This window comes from Marinomonas sp. MED121 (assembly GCF_000153025.1).
In the GTDB taxonomy this organism is placed as follows: Bacteria; Pseudomonadota; Gammaproteobacteria; order Pseudomonadales; family Marinomonadaceae; genus Marinomonas.
On record NZ_CH672431.1, the window covers coordinates 576,868 to 596,598 of the forward strand.

At 42.5% G+C, this 19,731-nt stretch carries 21 protein-coding genes; 13 read left to right on the plus strand and 8 right to left on the minus strand.

The genetic code is table 11. The features are described from left to right. The 8 genes from MED121_RS14205 to MED121_RS14240 form a co-directional block, all read left to right on the plus strand. Positions 1-371 (plus strand): FoF1 ATP synthase subunit a (locus MED121_RS14205; RefSeq protein ID WP_009834414.1); only part of this gene is annotated, 371 nt, incomplete at its 5' end. 81 nt (positions 372-452) lie between these two features. Further along, positions 453-710, plus strand: coding sequence for a F0F1 ATP synthase subunit C (atpE, locus tag MED121_RS14210; protein WP_009834415.1), 258 nt, complete (start codon positions 453-455; stop codon positions 708-710). A gap of 54 nt (positions 711-764) precedes the next feature. Then, a complete protein-coding gene (locus MED121_RS14215; protein WP_009834416.1) occupies positions 765-1,235 on the plus strand; it encodes a F0F1 ATP synthase subunit B in 471 nt (156 codons plus the stop codon). Positions 1,236-1,246: 11 nt separating this feature from the next. After that, complete coding sequence (locus MED121_RS14220; RefSeq protein WP_009834417.1) at positions 1,247-1,783, plus strand: F0F1 ATP synthase subunit delta; 537 nt, start codon at positions 1,247-1,249, stop codon at positions 1,781-1,783. Positions 1,784-1,822: 39 nt separating this feature from the next. Next, complete coding sequence (gene atpA, locus MED121_RS14225) at positions 1,823-3,367, plus strand: F0F1 ATP synthase subunit alpha (protein WP_009834418.1); 1,545 nt, start codon at positions 1,823-1,825, stop codon at positions 3,365-3,367. Positions 3,368-3,453: 86 nt separating this feature from the next. Further along, the gene (gene atpG / locus MED121_RS14230) at positions 3,454-4,314 is read left to right on the plus strand and encodes a F0F1 ATP synthase subunit gamma (RefSeq protein WP_009834419.1); all 861 of its coding nucleotides are present in this window, start codon (positions 3,454-3,456) and stop codon (positions 4,312-4,314) included. Between the two features lie 28 nt (positions 4,315-4,342). Further along, positions 4,343-5,719, plus strand: coding sequence for a F0F1 ATP synthase subunit beta (gene atpD, locus MED121_RS14235; protein WP_009834420.1), 1,377 nt, complete (start codon positions 4,343-4,345; stop codon positions 5,717-5,719). A gap of 58 nt (positions 5,720-5,777) precedes the next feature. Next, a complete protein-coding gene (locus MED121_RS14240; protein ID WP_009834421.1) occupies positions 5,778-6,194 on the plus strand; it encodes a F0F1 ATP synthase subunit epsilon in 417 nt (138 codons plus the stop codon). An 86-nt stretch (positions 6,195-6,280) separates the two neighbouring features. Here MED121_RS14240 and MED121_RS14245 read toward each other — a convergent pair whose 3' ends face one another. Next, positions 6,281-7,027 carry a helix-turn-helix domain-containing protein gene (locus tag MED121_RS14245; protein WP_009834422.1) on the minus strand — a complete coding sequence of 249 codons (747 nt, stop codon included), beginning with the start codon at positions 7,025-7,027 and terminating at the stop codon, positions 6,281-6,283. Between the two features lie 134 nt (positions 7,028-7,161). Between MED121_RS14245 and tcdA the strand changes: the two genes are divergently transcribed. After that, positions 7,162-7,959: a tRNA cyclic N6-threonylcarbamoyladenosine(37) synthase TcdA gene (gene tcdA, locus MED121_RS14250; RefSeq protein WP_009834423.1), complete on the plus strand. Its 798-nt coding sequence runs from the start codon at positions 7,162-7,164 to the stop codon at positions 7,957-7,959. A gap of 6 nt (positions 7,960-7,965) precedes the next feature. Here tcdA and MED121_RS14255 read toward each other — a convergent pair whose 3' ends face one another. Further along, complete coding sequence (locus MED121_RS14255; RefSeq protein WP_009834424.1) at positions 7,966-8,364, minus strand: SufE family protein; 399 nt, start codon at positions 8,362-8,364, stop codon at positions 7,966-7,968. A gap of 44 nt (positions 8,365-8,408) precedes the next feature. Further along, positions 8,409-9,623, minus strand: coding sequence for a SufS family cysteine desulfurase (locus tag MED121_RS14260; protein ID WP_009834425.1), 1,215 nt, complete (start codon positions 9,621-9,623; stop codon positions 8,409-8,411). 197 nt (positions 9,624-9,820) lie between these two features. Between MED121_RS14260 and MED121_RS14265 the strand changes: the two genes are divergently transcribed. Next, positions 9,821-11,311: a PLP-dependent aminotransferase family protein gene (locus MED121_RS14265; protein WP_009834426.1), complete on the plus strand. Its 1,491-nt coding sequence runs from the start codon at positions 9,821-9,823 to the stop codon at positions 11,309-11,311. 20 nt (positions 11,312-11,331) lie between these two features. Here MED121_RS14265 and MED121_RS14270 read toward each other — a convergent pair whose 3' ends face one another. Then, entirely contained in the window at positions 11,332-12,282 is a 951-nt protein-coding gene (locus MED121_RS14270) for a LysR substrate-binding domain-containing protein (protein WP_009834427.1), read from the minus strand. A 108-nt stretch (positions 12,283-12,390) separates the two neighbouring features. On the opposite strand from MED121_RS14270, the gene MED121_RS14275 reads away from it, so the two are divergent. Further along, positions 12,391-12,606, plus strand: a complete 216-nt coding sequence (locus MED121_RS14275) for a hypothetical protein (RefSeq protein ID WP_009834428.1) — start codon at positions 12,391-12,393, stop codon at positions 12,604-12,606. A gap of 91 nt (positions 12,607-12,697) precedes the next feature. On the opposite strand, the gene MED121_RS14280 is transcribed toward MED121_RS14275, so the two are convergent. The 3 genes from MED121_RS14280 to MED121_RS14290 all read right to left on the minus strand — a co-directional run bounded on the left by MED121_RS14280 (position 12,698) and on the right by MED121_RS14290 (position 15,232). Further along, positions 12,698-13,339 carry a DsbA family protein gene (locus tag MED121_RS14280; RefSeq protein WP_009834429.1) on the minus strand — a complete coding sequence of 214 codons (642 nt, stop codon included), beginning with the start codon at positions 13,337-13,339 and terminating at the stop codon, positions 12,698-12,700. Positions 13,340-13,515: 176 nt separating this feature from the next. After that, positions 13,516-14,715, minus strand: a complete 1,200-nt coding sequence (locus tag MED121_RS14285) for an amino acid aminotransferase (protein WP_009834430.1) — start codon at positions 14,713-14,715, stop codon at positions 13,516-13,518. Between the two features lie 319 nt (positions 14,716-15,034). After that, a complete protein-coding gene (locus tag MED121_RS14290; RefSeq protein WP_009834431.1) occupies positions 15,035-15,232 on the minus strand; it encodes a hypothetical protein in 198 nt (65 codons plus the stop codon). A 208-nt stretch (positions 15,233-15,440) separates the two neighbouring features. Here MED121_RS14290 and uvrD point away from each other — a divergent pair, with 208 nt between their 5' ends. Further along, entirely contained in the window at positions 15,441-17,648 is a 2,208-nt protein-coding gene (uvrD, locus tag MED121_RS14300; protein ID WP_009834433.1) for a DNA helicase II, read from the plus strand. A gap of 162 nt (positions 17,649-17,810) precedes the next feature. After that, the gene (gene dctP, locus MED121_RS14305) at positions 17,811-18,923 is read left to right on the plus strand and encodes a TRAP transporter substrate-binding protein DctP (protein ID WP_009834434.1); all 1,113 of its coding nucleotides are present in this window, start codon (positions 17,811-17,813) and stop codon (positions 18,921-18,923) included. A 79-nt stretch (positions 18,924-19,002) separates the two neighbouring features. Here dctP and MED121_RS14310 read toward each other — a convergent pair whose 3' ends face one another. Then, on the minus strand, positions 19,003-19,692 hold the full coding sequence (locus MED121_RS14310; RefSeq protein ID WP_009834435.1) for a delta-1-pyrroline-5-carboxylate dehydrogenase: 690 nt from the start codon (positions 19,690-19,692) through the stop codon (positions 19,003-19,005). Positions 19,693-19,731: the final 39 nt, after the last annotated feature.

The window sequence follows — 19,731 nt, forward strand, 5'->3', positions numbered from 1 at the left end:
TGAACGCGACACTAGGTATGGCTTTCTCTGTCTTCTTCTTGATTGTTTTCTACAGCATCAAGGTAAAAGGTATTTCTGGATTTGTTGGCGAGCTAACCTTGCAACCTTTCGGTAAGTGGATGATCCCATTCAACTTATTGTTAGAAGGTGTGGGGCTTATTGCGAAACCAATCTCCCTAGCATTGCGACTTTTCGGTAACCTGTACGCAGGTGAGTTGATCTTTATCTTGATCGCTATTCTACCGTTCTGGGTACAGTGGGCATTATCTGTCCCATGGGCAATTTTCCATATCTTGGTAATCGTATTGCAAGCATTCATCTTCATGATGCTAACAATTGTATACCTAAGTATGGCACACGAAGATCACTAAGATCTTGGTGTAAAACGAGCACAGAGTTATATAAAGTTTTTTTAAACCTTCAATCTAAAACTATGAAAATTAGGAGTTAAAATGGAAACTGTAGTTGGTCTTACTGCGATTGCTGTAGCCCTTCTTATCGGTCTAGGTGCCCTAGGTACTGCGATTGGTTTCGGTCTACTTGGTGGTAAATTCTTGGAAGGCGCTGCGCGTCAACCTGAGATGGTTCCAATGTTGCAAGTTAAAATGTTCATCGTAGCGGGTCTTCTTGATGCCGTAACTATGATCGGTGTAGGTATTGCGTTGTTCTTCACTTTCGCAAACCCATTCGTTGCTCAGGTTGCTGGCTAAGTTTTTGCTTTATTTGCAAAACTTTTATAAACGACTTAGAGCGAGGATATTAGCGTGAACTTAAATCTCACACTTATAGGCCAAGCTATCTCGTTTGCCTTTTTTGTCTGGTTCTGCATGAAGTTTGTGTGGCCTCCAGTAATTGCTGCGCTAGAAGAGCGTAGCAAGAAAATTGCAGATGGTTTAGAAGCAGCTAACCGCGCTTCACGTGATTTAGAGTTGGCTCAAGAAAAAGCCACTCATACATTACGTGAGAGCAAGGAACAAGCGGCCGAAATTATTGAACAAGCCAACAAACGGGCTAACCAAATTATTGACGAAGCGAAAGAACAAGCATTGGCTGATGGCCAACGTTTGCGCGATGCAGCAAATTCTGAGATTGAACAAGACGTTATTCGTGCTAAAGAAGCACTACGCGCTCAAGTTTCTCAACTTGCTCTTATCGGTGCTGAGAAAATTTTGGGTGCCAGTGTTGACGAGAAAGCCCACAGCGAACTAGTTGAAAAACTAGCACAAGAGCTTTAAGCGAGGGTCCAATGGCTGAATTAATGACAGTCGCTCGCCCGTATGCAAAAGCTGCGTTTGAAGTTGCTCGTGAGCAAGGTCAAGTAGCAGAATGGGCCAATATGCTTAGCGTATTGGCTACCGCTGCGAGTGACACGACATTAGCACAAGCAGTGCAAAATCCTGCTTTTAGTGCTGACGAAAAAGCAAACGCGCTGGCAGATGTTTGCAATGAAGTAATGACAGAGCAAGGTAAAAACTTTGTGAACTCATTATCGGAAAATAACCGCTTAACACTATTGGCGGCGATTTCCGAATTGTTTAATCAGTTTAAACTGAACTTCGAAAAAGCAGTCGACGTGAATATGACGTCTGCTTACGAACTCTCAGCTGAACAAGAGCAAGCAATCAGTACTTCATTGAGCAAAAAGTTGGACCGTACCGTCAACTTGGCGACTGAAACAGACGCAAGCCTTATCGGTGGCGTGGTTATCCGTACAGGCGATTTAATCATCGACGGATCAGTTCGCGGGAAACTTGCGAAACTGGCCGAGGCGATAAACTCCTAGCGTTTCGATAAAATCGAAACCAGGGTTGAGGAATTTAGCATGCAGCAACTGAATCCATCTGAGATCAGCGAGATTATCAAGAAGCGCATCGAGAACCTTGATGTGACTTCTGAAGCCCAAAATGAGGGCACAATTGTCAGCGTAGCAGACGGTATCGTATTGATTCACGGTCTGGCTGATGTAATGTACGGGGAAATGATCGAATTCCCTGGTGGTGTTTATGGTATGGCATTGAACCTAGAGCGTGACTCTGTAGGTGCTGTAGTATTAGGCGGCTACCAAAATCTAGTCGAAGGTCAAAAAGTTAAGTGTACTGGTCGTATTTTGGAAGTTCCAATCGGTCCAGAACTACTTGGTCGTGTTGTTGACGCATTGGGTAACCCAATCGACGGCAAAGGTCCAGTAAACGCTCAACTTACTGATGCGGTTGAAAAGGTTGCACCTGGTGTAATCGAACGTCAATCAGTAGACCAGCCAATTCAAACTGGTTATAAAGCCATTGATGCAATGGTTCCTGTAGGTCGTGGTCAGCGTGAGTTGATTATCGGTGACCGTCAGGTTGGTAAAACAGCACTCGCTATCGATACCATCATTGCCCAAAAAGGCAGTGGTATTAAGTGTGTGTATGTAGCCATTGGTCAAAAGCAATCTACTATCGCTAACGTAGTACAAAAGCTAGAAGAAAACGGCGCATTAGAGTACACAACAGTTGTTTCAGCTGGTGCTTCTGATCCTGCTTCTATGCTTTACCTAGCACCATACACTGGTTGCACAATGGGTGAGTACTTCCGTGACCGCGGTGAAGATGCCCTAATTATTTATGATGATTTGACTAAACAAGCTTGGGCTTACCGTCAAATCTCATTGCTACTACGTCGTCCACCAGGTCGTGAAGCGTATCCTGGTGACGTATTCTATCTTCACTCTCGTCTTCTTGAGCGTGCGTCTCGTGTAAACACAGACTACGTTGAGAAATTCACCAATGGTGAAGTGAAAGGTAAGACTGGTTCTTTGACTGCTCTTCCTATCATCGAGACTCAAGGTGGTGACGTATCAGCATTCGTACCAACCAACGTAATCTCCATCACTGATGGTCAGATTTTCTTGGAAACAAGCTTGTTCAACGCGGGTATTCGTCCTGCAATGAACGCGGGTATCTCTGTATCCCGTGTTGGTGGTGCTGCACAAACTAAGATCATCAAGAAACTAGGTGGCGGTATCCGTCTTGCCCTAGCTCAGTATCGTGAATTGGCGGCTTTCGCTCAGTTCGCATCTGATCTTGATGAAGCTACTCGTAAACAGCTAGAACACGGTAAACAGGTTACTGAACTGATGAAACAGAAACAGTTTAGCCCTATGTCTATAGCTGATATGGGCGTAATCCTTTACGCTGCCAACGATGGCTTCCTTGTAGATGTTGAAACAAACAAGATTGGTAGTTTTGAACAGTCTTTGCTTAGCTACATGAACAGCGAACACGCTGATCTTATGGCTGACATTAACAAAACTGGCAATTATAACGGCGAGATTGAAGCGACATTTAAAGCGGCAATCGAGAAGTTTAAAGCGACACAAACTTGGTAATAAGTTGGTGGGAGCTGTCATAAGACAGTTCTCACCAGTCTATATTTGCAGTTTGTGAATTAACATTCTCACAAGGGCAGTTCATTATGGCAGTCGGAAAAGAGATACGCACTCAGATTTCGAGCATTAACAATACGCGTAAAATTACTCGCGCTATGGAAAAAGTAGCGGCAAGTAAGACGCGTAAAGCTCAGGATCGTATGGCCGCTTCTCGTCCGTATGCGGAACGAATTCGTCAAGTAATTGGCCATTTGGCTAATGCGAATCCTGAGTATAAACACCGTTACCTTACCGAGCGTGAGGCGAAGCGTGTTGGTTATATCGTAGTCTCTTCTGACCGTGGATTATGTGGTGGCTTGAACGTTAACGTGTTCAAGAAAACCATTAAAGATATGGAACAGTTCGCTAACGAGGATATCGAAATTGATATCTGTGCCGTTGGTTCTAAATCTGTTTCATTCTTCAATAACTACGGCGGAAACGTTACAGCAGCTGTTACCGGATTAGGTGACGCACCTGAAGCAGAAAACCTAGTAGGTAGTGTGAAGGTGATGTTGGACGCATTTGATGAAGGCAAGATTGATCGTCTTTATGTTGTTTCTAACGAGTTCGTGAATACCATGACTCAGAAACCACGTGTCGAGCAACTTTTACCTCTAAATGCGGAAGAGAATGCAGAGTTACAGCACCACTGGGATTACATTTACGAACCAGAAGCTGTTGAGATTCTGAACGATTTATTAGTTCGTTATATTGAATCTCAAGTATATCAATCAGTTGTTGAAAACATTGCGTGTGAACAAGCAGCTCGTATGCTTGCCATGAAAAACGCAACGGATAACGCTGGTGATATCATTAATGAATTACAGTTGGTGTACAACAAGGCTCGTCAGGCAGCGATCACTCAGGAAATCTCTGAGATTGTAAGCGGCGCGGCAGCGGTTTAAGGTATTTAGGTATTAAGAGGATCCGAACATGAGTAGCGGACAAATCGTACAGATTATCGGCGCGGTAATCGACGTGGAATTTCCACGTGATAGTGTGCCAAAAGTATATGATGCCCTAACGATCGAGGGTAAAGAGTTGGTGTTGGAAGTTCAACAGCAGCTAGGTGACGGCATTGTACGTGCTATCGCCATGGGTTCAACTGAAGGTATGAAGCGTGGTTTGGTTGTAGACAATACAAACAACCCAGTATCTGTTCCAGTTGGTACCAAAACTCTAGGACGTATTATGGACGTGCTAGGTAACCCGATTGATGAAAAAGGTCCAATTGGCGAAGAAGAGCGTTGGGCTATCCACCGCGAAGCTCCAAGCTATGCGGAACAATCTTCTGATAACGCACTTTTGGAAACTGGTATCAAGGTAATCGACCTTGTATGTCCGTTTGCGAAAGGTGGTAAAGTTGGTCTGTTTGGTGGTGCCGGTGTAGGTAAAACCGTAAACATGATGGAACTTATCCGTAACATCGCTATCGAGCACAGTGGTTATTCTGTATTCGCTGGTGTTGGTGAGCGTACTCGTGAAGGTAATGACTTCTACCATGAGATGACTGATTCGAATGTAATCGATAAAGTATCTCTAGTATACGGTCAGATGAATGAGCCACCAGGTAACCGTCTACGTGTTGCTTTGACTGGTTTGACTATGGCTGAGAAGTTCCGTGACGAAGGTCGTGACGTTCTTTTCTTCGTAGATAACATCTACCGTTACACATTGGCGGGTACTGAAGTATCTGCATTGTTGGGTCGTATGCCTTCTGCGGTAGGTTACCAGCCAACTCTTGCTGAAGAGATGGGTGTTCTTCAAGAACGTATCACCTCTACTAAGACTGGTTCTATCACATCTATCCAAGCGGTATACGTACCTGCGGATGACTTGACTGACCCGTCTCCAGCAACAACATTCTCGCACTTGGATGCGACTGTTGTATTGTCTCGTGACATTGCATCTTTGGGTATCTACCCAGCGATCGATCCTCTAGACTCTACATCTCGTCAGTTGGATCCTCTAGTAATCGGTCAAGAACACTACGACGTAGCACGTGGCGTTCAAACTGTATTACAGCGTTATAAAGAATTAAAAGACATCATTGCGATCTTGGGTATGGACGAGCTTTCTGAAGAAGATAAGCTATCTGTAAACCGTTCACGTAAGATCCAACGTTTCATGTCTCAGCCATTCTTCGTAGCTGAAGTCTTCACTGGTGCGCCAGGTAAGTATGTTTCTTTGAAAGATACAATCCGCGGCTTTAAAGGCATCCTTGATGGCGAGTTCGACGAATTGCCAGAACAAGCGTTCTACATGATTGGTAGCATCGACGAAGCTGTCGAGAAAGCTAAGAAAATTTAACCATGCATAACCAACAGCGTCATTGCTGTTGGTTAAGCCTGACATAGAGAGGCATCTTATGGCTATCACAGTTCACTGCGATATCGTAAGCGCTGAGCAAGAGATTTTCTCTGGATCGGTAGAGACTCTTGTGGCAGCCGGTAGTTTTGGTGATCTAGGTATTAAACCTGGTCATGCACCATTACTGACTCCACTGCTTCCAGGCCCTGTTCGCGTGGTTAAACAAAACGGTGAAGAAGAGATTATCTTCGTATCGGGTGGTTTCCTTGAAGTGCAACCACACCGTGTTACCGTCTTGGCAGACACCGCTATTCGTGCCCATGATCTGGACGAAGCGGCTGCTCTAGAAGCGAAGAAACATGCAGAGGAATTACTGAATCAACAAAATTCAGATATCGATTTCTCTCGTGCGACCGCTCAACTAGCAGAAGCCGTTGCTCGACTACGTACTATCAGTCAACTTCGTGCGAAGTAACCGGTAGCGTAAAAGAGTTTCAAAAAAGCCCCGCTTACTTAGGTAAACGGGGCTTTTTTTATACTTAGAATTTGCTTAACCCTGTCTTATAACAAGCCCCACAGGGTGTTAAAGATAATTTGTTGCGCCATGGCGATGTCTTTAGATTCAAGTACCACGGCAGAAGGGAAGTTATCACTCGCTAAAGAGATAATGGCACACTTAGGTGGATAGATAGCAATGTAACTGGCATCAACAGCCCCTTCAGTACGTATCCATTTACGTTCAGATAATTCTGCATCCTCACCACCATCACCAATCGCAATAACATTTACCTTAATACCCAGTTTGATTCTTTGCTTAGTAAAGTTAGGGAAAGGGCGGTACAAGAAAGGCCGAATGGGTTTAGAGGAAAAGACACAATACTCTTTATTATCGCTTTTTTGTTCTGAAACCACATTCAGAATGTCTCTTAATACCCATTCAATGCCTTCATCCCCTTCATAATATCTCACATTAGTTTGATGATAATCTGGTTGTAGCTGGTGTAAATTAGGAATGACTGAGTGCTTTAAAGACTCAATGGCCTTATCAAGGTTAGCTCGTTTTTCTTCAGCAAGTTTCAGCAAAATCTCTGGGTTTTCGGCACTAAAAAAACGACGTTTTCCTTTAGGGAAGTAACTTACGACTCCCTTGGCCTGTAACTGTTTTAAAGATTCATAAGCAGAGCCACGGTTAATACCGCTTTTATCGGCAATGTCTCTGATAGAAGCTGGCCCTAATTGTAATAAGGTTTGGTATAACAGGGTTTCTCTAGGGTTTAAACCTAATTGATCAAACGCTTGCTGAGTCATATTCGCTCATCTTCCATAAAGCTAAAAGCTAGCTGTGATTGAGTAACAAAATTGCGTAAAATCCCATTTTAAGCAAGTTAGTAATAAGTTGCGATCCTATTGTCGAGATAAGTGTTTTAGTTTGGGGTTGGTTTGTGAGCGCGGAACAAAGATTTGGTGGTATTAAACGTTTATATGGGGTGAATGCCTATCAGTATTTCACTCAAGCACATATCTGTGTGGTGGGGATTGGTGGTGTGGGCACTTGGGCTGCAGAAGCCTTGGCAAGGTCCGGTATTGGCCGGATCACTCTGATTGATATGGATGATGTTTGTATTACCAATGTGAACCGTCAAATCCATGCATTAGATGGCAACATTGGCGTTGCTAAAGTCGAAGCCATGGCGGAACGAATTAAATTGATTAACCCTGACTGCCAAGTTGATTGCGTTGAAGACTTTGTTACCCCTGACAGCGTTTTGGAGCACCTAGGGCGTGATTATGACTATGTCATCGACTGCATAGATAGTATTAAGCCAAAAGCCGCTATGGTTGCCTGGTGCAAGCGTAACAAGATTAAACTTATTACTGTTGGTGGTGCTGGTGGGCAAATCGATCCGACTCAAGTGCACATTGCTGATCTTGCGAGAACTGAACAGGACCCTCTTGCAGCCAAGCTCAGAAACTTTTTACGTCGCCATTATAACTTCCCCCGTAATACCAAGCGCCGCTTTGATATTGAATGTGTTTACTCTACTGAGCAGCTAAGATATCCAACTCCAGATGGTAGCGTTAGTACGGATAGAAGTAAGGCCCAAGCAGGTGAGAAAATGGATTGTGATTCAGGCTTTGGTGCCTGCACCATGGTCACGGCTACCTTTGGGTTTGTGGCCGTGAGTCGTGTGTTAGAAAGGCTTGCTAAACAAGCGGAGGAGCTTACAAAAGAAGTTTAGCGCTGATTATTGTGTTAGTTCTTTAATTCTCGTAATGATTGCTAGAATGCCATTGTTACGAGAGCTGGTGAGGTAGGATTCTAAGTTTAAAGCATTAAGCTGAGTGAGAAGGTCAAGCTGTTGAATTTGTTCGGAATTTAAGCCTTCTATATAGGCCAAAATAATGGCTAAAAACCCACGAATGAGCTTGGCATCACTGTCTGCCTGAAAGTGCCAAAGGCCTGTTTCTTTCTCTTTTTCTGCCGTTAGCCAAACCTGACTTTCGCAACCTGTTACTGCATTTTCATTAGTTTTTAAATCTGTATCTAAACGAATTAATGTTTTGCTTATTTTGACTAATGCTCTAAAGCTCTCTTCCTTAGATTGGCATTGATTAAATGTATCTTTAATCTCGTTTGTGTTCACGTTATTATCCAAAATTCTTTATTTATCAATTAATTAATTTGATTTTAATCAGCCAATAAATCTATGGCATCTAAAAGGGTTGCGACAAAGTGATCCGCATCTCTTTCATTGTTATAACATGCAAAAGAAGCTCTTAAGGTGCCACTTACGCCGAGTTGTGCCATTAAAGGATGGGCACAATGGCTACCCGAGCGAATACCAATGCCCTTGCTATCTAAAAAGGCATTTAGGTCTGTCAGGTTAATATTATTGACGGAAAATGAGACGAGGGTAGTGTTTGCAGGTGAGTAGACTTTGATATCTGCTTCATTCATTAGAATGCGTCTGACACGGTTCGCTAAGCTGATTTCCCAATCTAGCATTGCTTGCCTGTCTTGTTGCATTAAAAACTCGCAAGCAGAGGCTAAGCCTATGACACCTTCAATATGCGGGGTGCCTGCTTCAAGACGGTAGGGGAGTTGATTAAACTCGGTTTCAAGCAAGCTGACTTTTAATACCATTTCACCTCCTGTTTGCAGAGGTGTCAGCTGTTCTAGCGCTGCTGTTTTCCCATAAAGTACGCCTATCCCTGTTGGCCCGTACATCTTGTGTCCAGAAAAAACGTAAAAGTCACAATCAAGTTGAGCCATGTTAACTGGGTAGTGAGCAACGGCTTGTGCTCCATCAATTAAGGTTAGGGCGCCGACTGCTTTTGCTTCTTGAATCAGTGTATCTAGAGGCAGGTGGACACCAATCGCATTTGAAATTTGTGTGCAGGCTAGGATTTTTGTCTTTTCATTAAAATAACTTGCGTACTCTGCTTCCCATTTAGCATCTGAAGTAAAAGGAATTGAGCGTAGTTTTGCCCCCGTTCTTTTTGCTAGTTGTTGCCAAGGTACGAGATTAGCGTGATGCTCTAAACTAGAAATGAGAATTTCATCATCGGGTTTAAGACTTGACTCTAAGCCATAAGCGACTTGGTTTATAGCTTCTGTTGCACCTTTACACCAAATGATATGGCTATTGTCGGGTGCTTGTATAAATTCAGCTAAGGTTTGTCTTGCTTGCTCAAATAAGTTGGTCGCCTTATCACTTAAAAAGTGAGATCCACGATGCACATTCGCATTACTGGTTTGGTAGTAATTTATGATGGCATTTAACACTGAGTCTGGCTTTTGTGTCGTCGCGGCATTATCTAAATAGACCAAAGGATAATCATGGGCCTGTTGGGCAAGGATAGGAAATTGCTGACGTATGCTAATAGGGTCAAATGGCATCATGATTAATGAAGTAATGTCCTTAAGGAAATTTGAGCATAAAATAAAATTGTAACCTAGTTTGAATCTATCAGGGGTTAACTAATTACACTATCTAATGGTCAAATGAATAATTTAATCAAATTTTAGACGACATGACTTGGATTTCTGAAAACAATTAGATACAGTTTTAATATAATATAATTTGAAAGGTACAAATTGTGGCTGAGTTTCTTTATCAAGGTTTAGTTGATTGGTTTCAAGATCAAGTGGAGCAAGGCAAGCTTGCAGCAGGGGACAAAATGCCCTCTTTGAGAAAACTTGCCAAGGAACAAGGAATGAGCCTGAATACTGTCATTCATGGTTATGAGCTACTGAGTAAAGAGGGCTGGATAGAGTCCCGGCCAAAATCAGGCTATTTTGTTTGTCACCAAAGTAAAATTCGCCCCGCTATTATGCTCGCTGCGGATCATCCTCATTACCTTAATGATAAAGAACGCCTTTCACTGGAAGAGCAGATTAGCTACCAAAAAGCACTGACTTGTCAGACTAGTGAACTATTAGAGCAAGATATCTTCTCTCTTAACCCTCGTAATTTAAGTGTCCATCATCCTCAAGGCGAAACAGCATTACGTCAGGCTTTAAGCCACTATTTAGAGCAACTTGGGGTACAAACTAACTTGGACCAACTTTGGTTAGCGAATAACCCAAGCCAGTTATTGATTCAAAGCCTCGAGTCTTTGACTCAAGTGGGTGATAAGGTACTGATACTGACTCCCTGTGACTTCAGATTAAAGAACACGATTCAGGCCTTAGGCCGTGAAGCTGTATGTTTGAATGCGGGTGAAAGGGGAGTCGACCTTGATGTAGTGGATAAAATCATCGAACAAGATGAAATCAAATTATTGCTTTTCCCTAGTCAATTTTCTTTTCCCGCTGGGCAGGCGATTAGTAACCTTAGTTTGCGCCGTTGGTATGCTCTGATTGAAAAGCATGGGCTACCGAGTATTGAGTGGGATCTATGCTCACATTTGCCTAATAGACCACAAGCTGTGTTAAGCCTTAAATCATTGGATCAAACTGGTTTAGTAGTTTATATAGGTGGATTTGAAGGCCTACATGATGCTTTACCTAGTATTGCTTGGATACAGATTGGGCGATATGAGAAACCATTAGCACAAGCGCTAGCTGTGGCTGGTTTGTGTCCAGGTGAAGATATACAGCTAGCCTTAATCCCTGTATTAAATCAGTCTCCTGTAAAAGCCTTTGCTGCTATGTCTCGGGCTATTTGGGCTAATGCAGAAAAAATGAAATCAGCATTAGAAGAATTAAAACCTGGGCACTTATCTGCTGTGATAAATAAAGGCGGATACAGTTTATGGGTACGCAGTAATAGTCCAATTACTGCTAGTCAGTGGCAAGCCTATCAAGCGACTAATCTGCATGGTTTGATTCCAGGTCACTTACTCAGCCTTGCTGAAGATGCGCAGCATTGGTTTGCTGTTAACCTAAGCTTGCATCAAACCCAAGCTAGCTTAGATTGGCTCGAAAAAGAATGCTTTGCTAGTAAAGAAAAGCCTAAAGCAGAAGTAAGTACTCACAATGATGAAACCAACTCAGAATTTAAGGATGCTAAAAAAGAGCAGGAAGAGGGCTCTGATGAGCCTGTTTATAACCCTATGCTGGATCTAATTAACCACGACTTCGGTTAATCCAATTAGGCTGGCTAGCATTAATGCTTGCCAGCTATTGGTTTCAAGCTTTGATAACGATGATCAAATGGGTCAATCGTTATCCCCGCTAACTCATCTAAAATCCATTTTTCAAATGCTTTGATTCGTTCAATACGAGGCGAAAACTCTTGATAGTTCATGTAAAAAGTGAGGCTTTTACTAAACGGAAACTGAGGTAAAACATGCACGAGTTCTCCTGATGCAAGGTCATCTTGAATCATTATTTCAGGACATATAAATACTCCATGGCCCGCTTTCACTGCACTGATTCCCATATACCATGAGCCCACTTCTGCCCAAAGTTTTTGTTTTATATTGGTATCAATGCCGTATTCTGCAAAAAATGCAGACCAAGAGAGTTCGGATTCATCAGCCTGTATTAACCAACATCTTAATAAGTCATCAATACTGTCAAACCTCATACTATTAGCAAGAGATTTAGAGGCGACAAGAACAAGGTTTGTTTCTAACAGTTTTATTTGCCGGCAGTCCTTTTGAGAATCAATCAGCGTTGTAATATCGATATCGGCATTACCTGCTCTTAGGTCTTCTCTGTAATCACAGCAAAGCAATCTAGCGGTAATCTCATCATGCATAGCGGTAAAGCGCCAAAGCTTTGGCATGACCCAGCTAGAAGCAAAACTTTGCGGGCAAATGATGCTGAGATTGCCCGCAAAAGGTTCTGCTTTAACCCTATCCAGCCCTTTTCCAATTAGCTCAAAAGCATCGCCTAAATACTCAGCAAGAATATGACCTTGGGTGGTCAGCTGCATATCACGTCCAGCGCGATAAAATAACTTATTACCTAGGTGTTCTTCTAACAGACGAATCTGCTGGCTTACTGCAGCCTGAGAGACAAAAAGTTCTTGTGCTGCCTTGGTATAGCTTAAGGTTTTACTGGCAACAGCAAAGTAGTGAATGGCTTTTAGGTGTGTAACTCGAGTATCCATAGCTTAGGCAACCATAAGATTATCTTATTTTAGATGTAAGTTTTTAGCGTTCGTGTATTTCGCATCTCTTAGGCATGATTAAAAGCCTAAACACAAGGAGATGCAAGCATGTACCCATTATTGATTAGTCTATTAGGGGCGATTAAAAAAGCCTTTAAACTTGTCTTGAGAAATCTTTCTAAACACAATAGTAACAAGGATTTAAGTCGAGTAAGTATGTCTAAAAGAGAGTTTGATCAGTTAACTAATCTATCTAGCCATTTGCAAAAAGACATTGGTTTACCGCCATATACGAGCCGCTCGAATAAGGGAGAGCTTTATTAAAATGCTTTACAATAAGAATAATAATAATAACAAGAGTTTATGCTAAAACTCACTAGAAATTCTAATGAGTTTTAGCTCTATTAAGAAAGCGCTAGCTGTTTTTTAGCTTAGCTAATGCCGCTAAAATATCTGTTAGCATCTGATCTGCATTAAGATAATCCAGTGGGATTTGAATGATTTGATTTGCCATAACTAAGGCTAGGGATGGAAAAGAGTTAAGCCCTAATTGACGCGCGATTTGAACTTCCTGTTCAAGCACTTCTGCTTTTTTACAATGCTCCATGGCTTTTAGGAAGCCATCTTCTTTTAACCCTATTTTGACTGCGCATTGGGCTAATGTATCTAAGTCTGAGGGGTTTTGAGCCTTTAAATAGTAAGCTTGTTGAATTTGTGCTGCCATTTCTTTTTCTAAGTTTTGATCTCTGGCTACCAAACAGGCACGACAGGCAGGGTAGGTCGAGCGCCTTGGTTGACAATCTTGCCAAAAATTATGATTAAACTGGGTTCCTAGTTGAGATTCAATTTGCTTCCAAACTCCTGCAAGTTTAGCTTGCATTGGTAGAGGCATAGGAGCATTAGAGTCGACAGCCAACCCTCCCAGCATAGGTTGAATCTGTATTTCACCCTTATCAATATAAGGTGTAAGTGAAGCCTGAAGTGCTTTCCACGTGGGTTGAAAGCCCCAACACCAGCTGCACATAGGGTCATAGCAATAAATAAGAGTTGCGGACATAAGGTTGTTTCCTTAGGTTCTGATACCAAGAGATACAGCAGAATAAGGTGAAAAGCGAGTGTAAAACAAGTTAGAAAAGTGGTTAATTTCTATCTTTTTAAAGGAAATGAAAAATCATAGGCAAAAAAAAAGCAGCGATCTAAATGACGCTGCTTTTTAAAGTCTATATCAAAGTTTTAGCTGTCTTTAATAATCGCGCTAATGGCATCACATAACGGCTTGATATTGTCATGAGTAATGCCTGCAACATTAATACGGCCAGAGCCCACAATGTAGATAGCGAAGTCTTGTCTTAGGCGGTTAACTTGATCTGGAGTAAGGCCAGAAAAAGAGAACATACCTTGTTGACGGGAAATAAATGAGAAGTCCTGCTCCACTCCGTTTGCTCTCAAAGTGCTAACAAACAAACTACGCATTTCGTGTATACGTTTACGCATACTCTCAAGTTCCATTTCCCATAAGCTACGCAGTGCCGGATCAGACAAAATTTCTGTCACTATCGCAGCACCATGAGCGGGTGGGTTTGAATAGTTTGTACGTATTGTTCTTTGCAGTTGAGTAAAGGCATTATCTGCTTGCTCAGCGGTATCGCAAACCAGAGTAATAGCACCAACACGCTCATTGTATAAACCAAAATTTTTGGAGAAAGAGCTCGCAATTAGCATTTCAGGCACTTGCTGAGTAAAGGTTCTTAAGCCTTTGGCATCTTCTTCAAGGCCAATACCAAACCCTTGATAAGCAAAATCAAATAAAGGTAAAAATCCTTGCTTGCTGCATAAGTTAGCAAGTTGCTGCCACTGTTCTGGTGTTGGGTCTATACCGGTAGGATTGTGACAACAGCCATGGAAAAGCACCACATCACCGTCTGGAATTTGAGACAAACTCGCGAGCATAGCCTCAAAATCTAGGCTTTTATTGGCCGCATCATAGTAGGCATAGGTTGCGACTTCTAATCCGACGGATTGGAAAACGGCTTGATGGTTAGCCCAAGTCGGATTGCTTACCCAGATGGTCGCATTAGGTATGTGCTTCTTGATAAATTCTGCTGCAACGCGCAGTGCGCCAGTACCGCCAGGTGTATGGGCAGTATGGGCAAGTTTTTTGGTTAGTATGGGGTGGTCTGAACCAAATAAAAGGCCTTGAACCGCTTCGCGGTATTGTGAAGTGCCTTCAATGCTTAAATAGCTTTTGCTAGTTTCAGAGACTAGCAATCTTTCTTCGGCTTGCTTAACTGCTTGAAGAATAGGGGTTTGCCCCTGCTCATCCTTATACACACCTACACCCAAATTTATTTTATTTGGATTGGATTCTTTCGCAAAGGATGCATTTAAACCAAGAATTGGATCTGCAGGCGCAGCTTGAATATTTTCGAACATAATGGCTCCCCAAAAGGGTTATTCGCTCTATTATAATTATTAATTACACGCTATTAGCTAGCGCTTTAAAAAAACCTAGGTATGTTACTCCAACAGATCTAGCACCGCTAGCAAATGTCTTAAGTGATTGGATACCATATGTAAACGAGAGTAAGTTGATTTGTTTTTTGAAAGCGAAAAAATCGCCTTGCTGCTCGGGTCAGCAATTTGAGTAAAGCGGTCAGTTTCCACCCTATTTTAATGTGAAAACATGCCCTAAGGTCCCTAATTAGGCCTTAGTGAGGATTAACTTGGCTTTCTTTCGCTTGTCTGATCGAAATTAGTTAATATCCCATCCATTGGAAATTGAATCAGATAAGCTTTTTTGTTCTCGGTAAGCTTCAATGGCGCGGCGGGCTTTTAACATACGTACGCCATCTTCCTTTTGCAGCTTTTCACTTTTCTCATTATCAAATGAGATAGATGCGTGTAAAAGTTCTGTTTTCAGTTCACTTAATTCGGTAGCTAGTTTGTTCATCGTTTTTCCTTTGATGTATTTCAATGACAATGAAATGCATAGATCACTGTCATCGACAGGTGAAAAAAGTCAAAATAGAGGTCAACAAGTTACAACACATAAAAGACCGTAAAATCGATCAAAAATCAACCATTATGGTAATTTTTTTATGTGACAGAAAAATGAAATTACTTTTTAGCCAATTAACCAGCAAGGCGGAACCTGCTCAATGGATGTTTCTTTTATTCTTGATTCTTTAAACGATAAACAACGGGAAGCGGTTGCTGCTCCATTGCAAAATACCTTGATTTTAGCTGGAGCAGGCAGTGGTAAAACCCGTGTTCTAGTGCATAGAATCGCTTGGTTAATGCATGCCTATGAAGTCTCGCCTTTTAGTATTATGGCGGTGACCTTTACCAATAAAGCCGCAAAAGAGATGCAAGCAAGGATAGAGCAACTGGTCGGTGTTCCCCCTCAAGGTATGTGGGTCGGCACTTTCCACGGTTTAGCACATCGCTTATTACGTGCTCATTGGCGTGATGCCGGATTAAAAGAAAACTTTCAGATTATGGACAGCGATGACCAGCTTCGTATGGTGAAACGTCTCATGCGAGAGCAAAATATCGATGAAACACGTTGGCCACCAAAACAGGTGTGTTGGTATATCAATGGTCAAAAAGATGAAGGCCGTCGTGCTGCCCATGTTCCCGATAGTCATGACCCTTTCTCCAAGGGAATGAGGGAGTTGTATTACACCTATGAAGAAGCGTGTGAGCGTAATGGCACCTTAGACTTTGGCGAGTTGCTATTAAGAGCGCATGAACTGTTATTGGGTAACCCTGCTTTACTACGCCATTATCAAGAACGTTTTGTACATGTGCTGGTGGACGAGTTTCAAGATACCAACAGTATTCAATATGCCTGGTTGCGCATACTCGTTGGGGATAAAGGATCGATTACTGCTGTAGGTGATGATGACCAATCTATTTATGGTTGGCGGGGCGCAAAAATTGAAAACATACAGAATTTCACCAAGCACTTTAATGAGGTACAGACGATTCGTCTTGAGCAAAACTACCGCTCTACAGGTCATATTCTTAAAGCCGCAAACGGCCTGATTAAAAATAACGATGATCGTTTAGGCAAGGAGCTTTGGACAGAAAGCCCAGAAGGGGAAAAGATCTCCTTATATGCTGGTTTTAATGAACAAGATGAAGCCAGATTTATCCTGAGCATTATAAAAAAATGGCGTGATGATGGTACTAGCCTAAGAGATATGGCTATTTTATACCGTTCAAATGCTCAATCACGAGTGGTTGAGGAATGCTTGGTAAGAGAGCAAATTGCTTATCGTATTTATGGCGGCCATAGGTTCTACGATCGACTCGAAATTAAAAATGCTTTGGCTTATGCCAGATTGGCTATAGATGCCAATGATGACGGTGCCATGGAGCGAGTGATTAATGTTCCTCCAAGAGGCATAGGTGAGCGCAGTATAGGGACAATTCGTGAGCTGGCTCGAGATCAAGGTTGCTCCATGTGGCAAGCCGCATCTGAAATAGTACGTCAAAAACTATTACCTGCTAGGGCAACTAATGCCATTGAGGCTTTTTTAGCTTTGGTCGATGGTATGGCAAACAGTGTACAAAGTGACGATCTAGGCTTAGGTGAAGTGTTTGAACAGTTGATTCAAGAAGCCGGCCTGATTGCTTTTCATGAGAAAGAGAAAGGCGAAAAAGGCGAAGCCAGAGTCGAAAACTTAAAAGAGTTAGTCAGTGCCGCGACTGGGTTTAGCTGGACTCAAACCGAGACAGAAGAGCAGGAATATAGCTCACCTATGATGGCCTTTTTGGATCAAGCTGTTTTAGATGCAGGTGAAGCTCAGGCGGATGAATATCAAGATGCGATTCAGCTAATGACCTTGCATTCAGCGAAAGGCCTTGAGTTCCCGCTTGTGTTCTTGACGGGTGTGGAAGAGAACCTCTTCCCAAGCCGTATGTCCTTTGAAGAGCCTGGACGTTTAGAAGAAGAGAGGCGCTTATGTTATGTGGGTATCACTCGGGCGATGGAAAAACTTTATATTACCTACGCAGAATCTCGTCGTTTACATGGCAGTGAGTCCTTTAATAGTCCATCTCGCTTTATCAACGAAATTCCGAGTGACTGCCTTGAAGAGGTGCGTTTGCGTTCGCAAGTGTCTCGTCCCGTGTCTACGCAAAGGCCTACATATGCTCGCCCTGCCAACTCTGTATTGGAAGGCTATCAAGTCCCTGAAACATCAATAAGCATGGGTGATAGGGTCATGCATCCAGTGTTTGGCGAAGGTTTAGTAATTAATTATGAGGGCCAAGGTCCGCAGGCAAGAGTTCAAGTAAATTTTGATGATGAAGGGACGAAATGGCTGGTTTTGGCCTTTGCCAAATTACAAACATTATAAATTTGAACATTGTTAAAAAAATCAGTTGAGACAATGAGCTAGTCCGCCTAGTATCTAGTTTAAGAGTTTTGTTTAGATGGGCAAAACTGGCTATTTAAATGTTTGAATCAAGCATTTAAATAGCAAAGCAAAATTAATAACAATAAAAGCTGAGGAATCAAAATGTTTACAGCAAAAAGTTTTGGAAAGTGGGCCGTTGCTGGGTTAGCAGCTGCAACCTTAGTTGCTTGTGGCGGTGGTGAAAAAGCCGAAGAACAGGCAAAGGCTGAAACTAAAGCCGAAGTAATCAACTGGAAAATGGTAACAACTTGGCCGAAAAACTTCCCAGGATTGGGTACAGGTGCTGAGAAACTAGCGAAAAACATTACAGAGATGTCTGGTGGACGTCTAAATGTAAAAGTTTATGCGGCGGGTGAGCTAGTACCACCATTAGAAGTATTCGATGCCGTTTCTCGTGGTACAGCCGAAATGGGTCACGGTGCGTCTTATTACTGGAAAGGCAAGGCGCCAGCAGCACAGTTTTTTGCTGCAGTTCCATTTGGTCTAACTGCACAAGAAATCAATGCTTGGGTTAGTCATGGCGGCGGTATGGCTCTGTGGGAAGAGGTTTATGCTCCCTTTAATCTAGTCCCTATGGCAGCCGGTAATACGGGTGTTCAAATGGGTGGTTGGTTTAATAAAGAAATTAACTCTATCAATGACTTCCAAGGCCTGAAAATGCGTATTCCTGGCCTAGGTGGGGAAGTACTGAAAAAAGTCGGTGGTACACCGGTTAACTTGCCTGGCGGCGAAATCTTTACCGCTTTGCAAACAGGTACAATTGATGCGACAGAGTGGGTTGGTCCTTATAACGACCTAGCATTTGGTCTGTATAAAGCGGCGAAATTCTACTACTATCCAGGTTGGCACGAGCCAGGTACAACGCTTGAAGCCATGGTTAACAAAACGGCTTTTGATGCATTGCCTGCAGACCTTAAACTGATTGTTAAAGCAGCTGGCCGTCAAGCTAACCAAGATATGCTGGATGAGTTTACGGCTCTGAACAATGACGCACTAGAAACGCTAGTAAATGATCATAATGTTCAACTTAAGCCTTTCCCGAAAGAGGTGCTAGCACAATTGCGTACCGCTTCTGATGAGACGTTGAAAGAAGTAGCCGCAGGCGATGAAATGAGCAAGAAGGTGTATGACTCCTTTATCGACTTCCGCTCTAAAGTTGGCAAATGGCACGCCGTGTCTGAGCGTGCTTATATCAATGCCCGTGATGCTGACTAGTTAAATCACTTTACTAGTAAGTACAAAAAAGGCTTCAAAGTTTAACTTTGAAGCCTTTTTTAATGCCGTTAAACAGGGGTTAATCTGTTTTACTGCCTAACTCTAGAAGTGTTGCATTACCACCAACTGCGGTCGTATTGGTACTAATGGTTTGCTCCGTAGTGAATTGGTGAATAAAGCTTGGTTTAGCCTGATTTGAGTAATTGATGAAATCAGTTTCACTTACTAGCTGACATAAAAGGCCTTCTTTATTCGCAAGTTTCTGCTTTATTTCAATCAAGTTCTTATCATCAGTTAGTGCACAAACGCCAGCGAGTCGTATGTCTTGTAAGTTCTCTTGATGCTCTGCTTGGTTTGCTTCTTGTAAGACACCATCAGGTAAATAAGCCTCTAAACCTGCTAGGAGAGTCTGACCCATTTCACCATGATGAATCACGCTATTGCCTGCTACTAAAGCGGCATAGACCTGACCCACAACGGCTGTAAATAGTTGCTCTCTTTGAGTTGGCAAGTCTGTGATAAGGCTGATAAACACACCACGGCCTTGATTCGAAAGCAGGTTACTTTCACCAGTCGGCCCAGGCATTAGCTGCTTAGCAGCAATTTGAGCTAGGGCATTATTAATCTGCCACTGAGCCATTTTTCTCGCATCACCTGTTAAGGTATTAAGGCTGTTTGTTAACCTTTCAGCGCGTTGCTCAGTCCCTAATTGATTCCATAATGGAAACGCCTGCATTGCTGTATCTATTTGTGTCTTATTAGCATTCATAATATCTGTACCTAAATTCTTTTACCTGAATTACTTTTA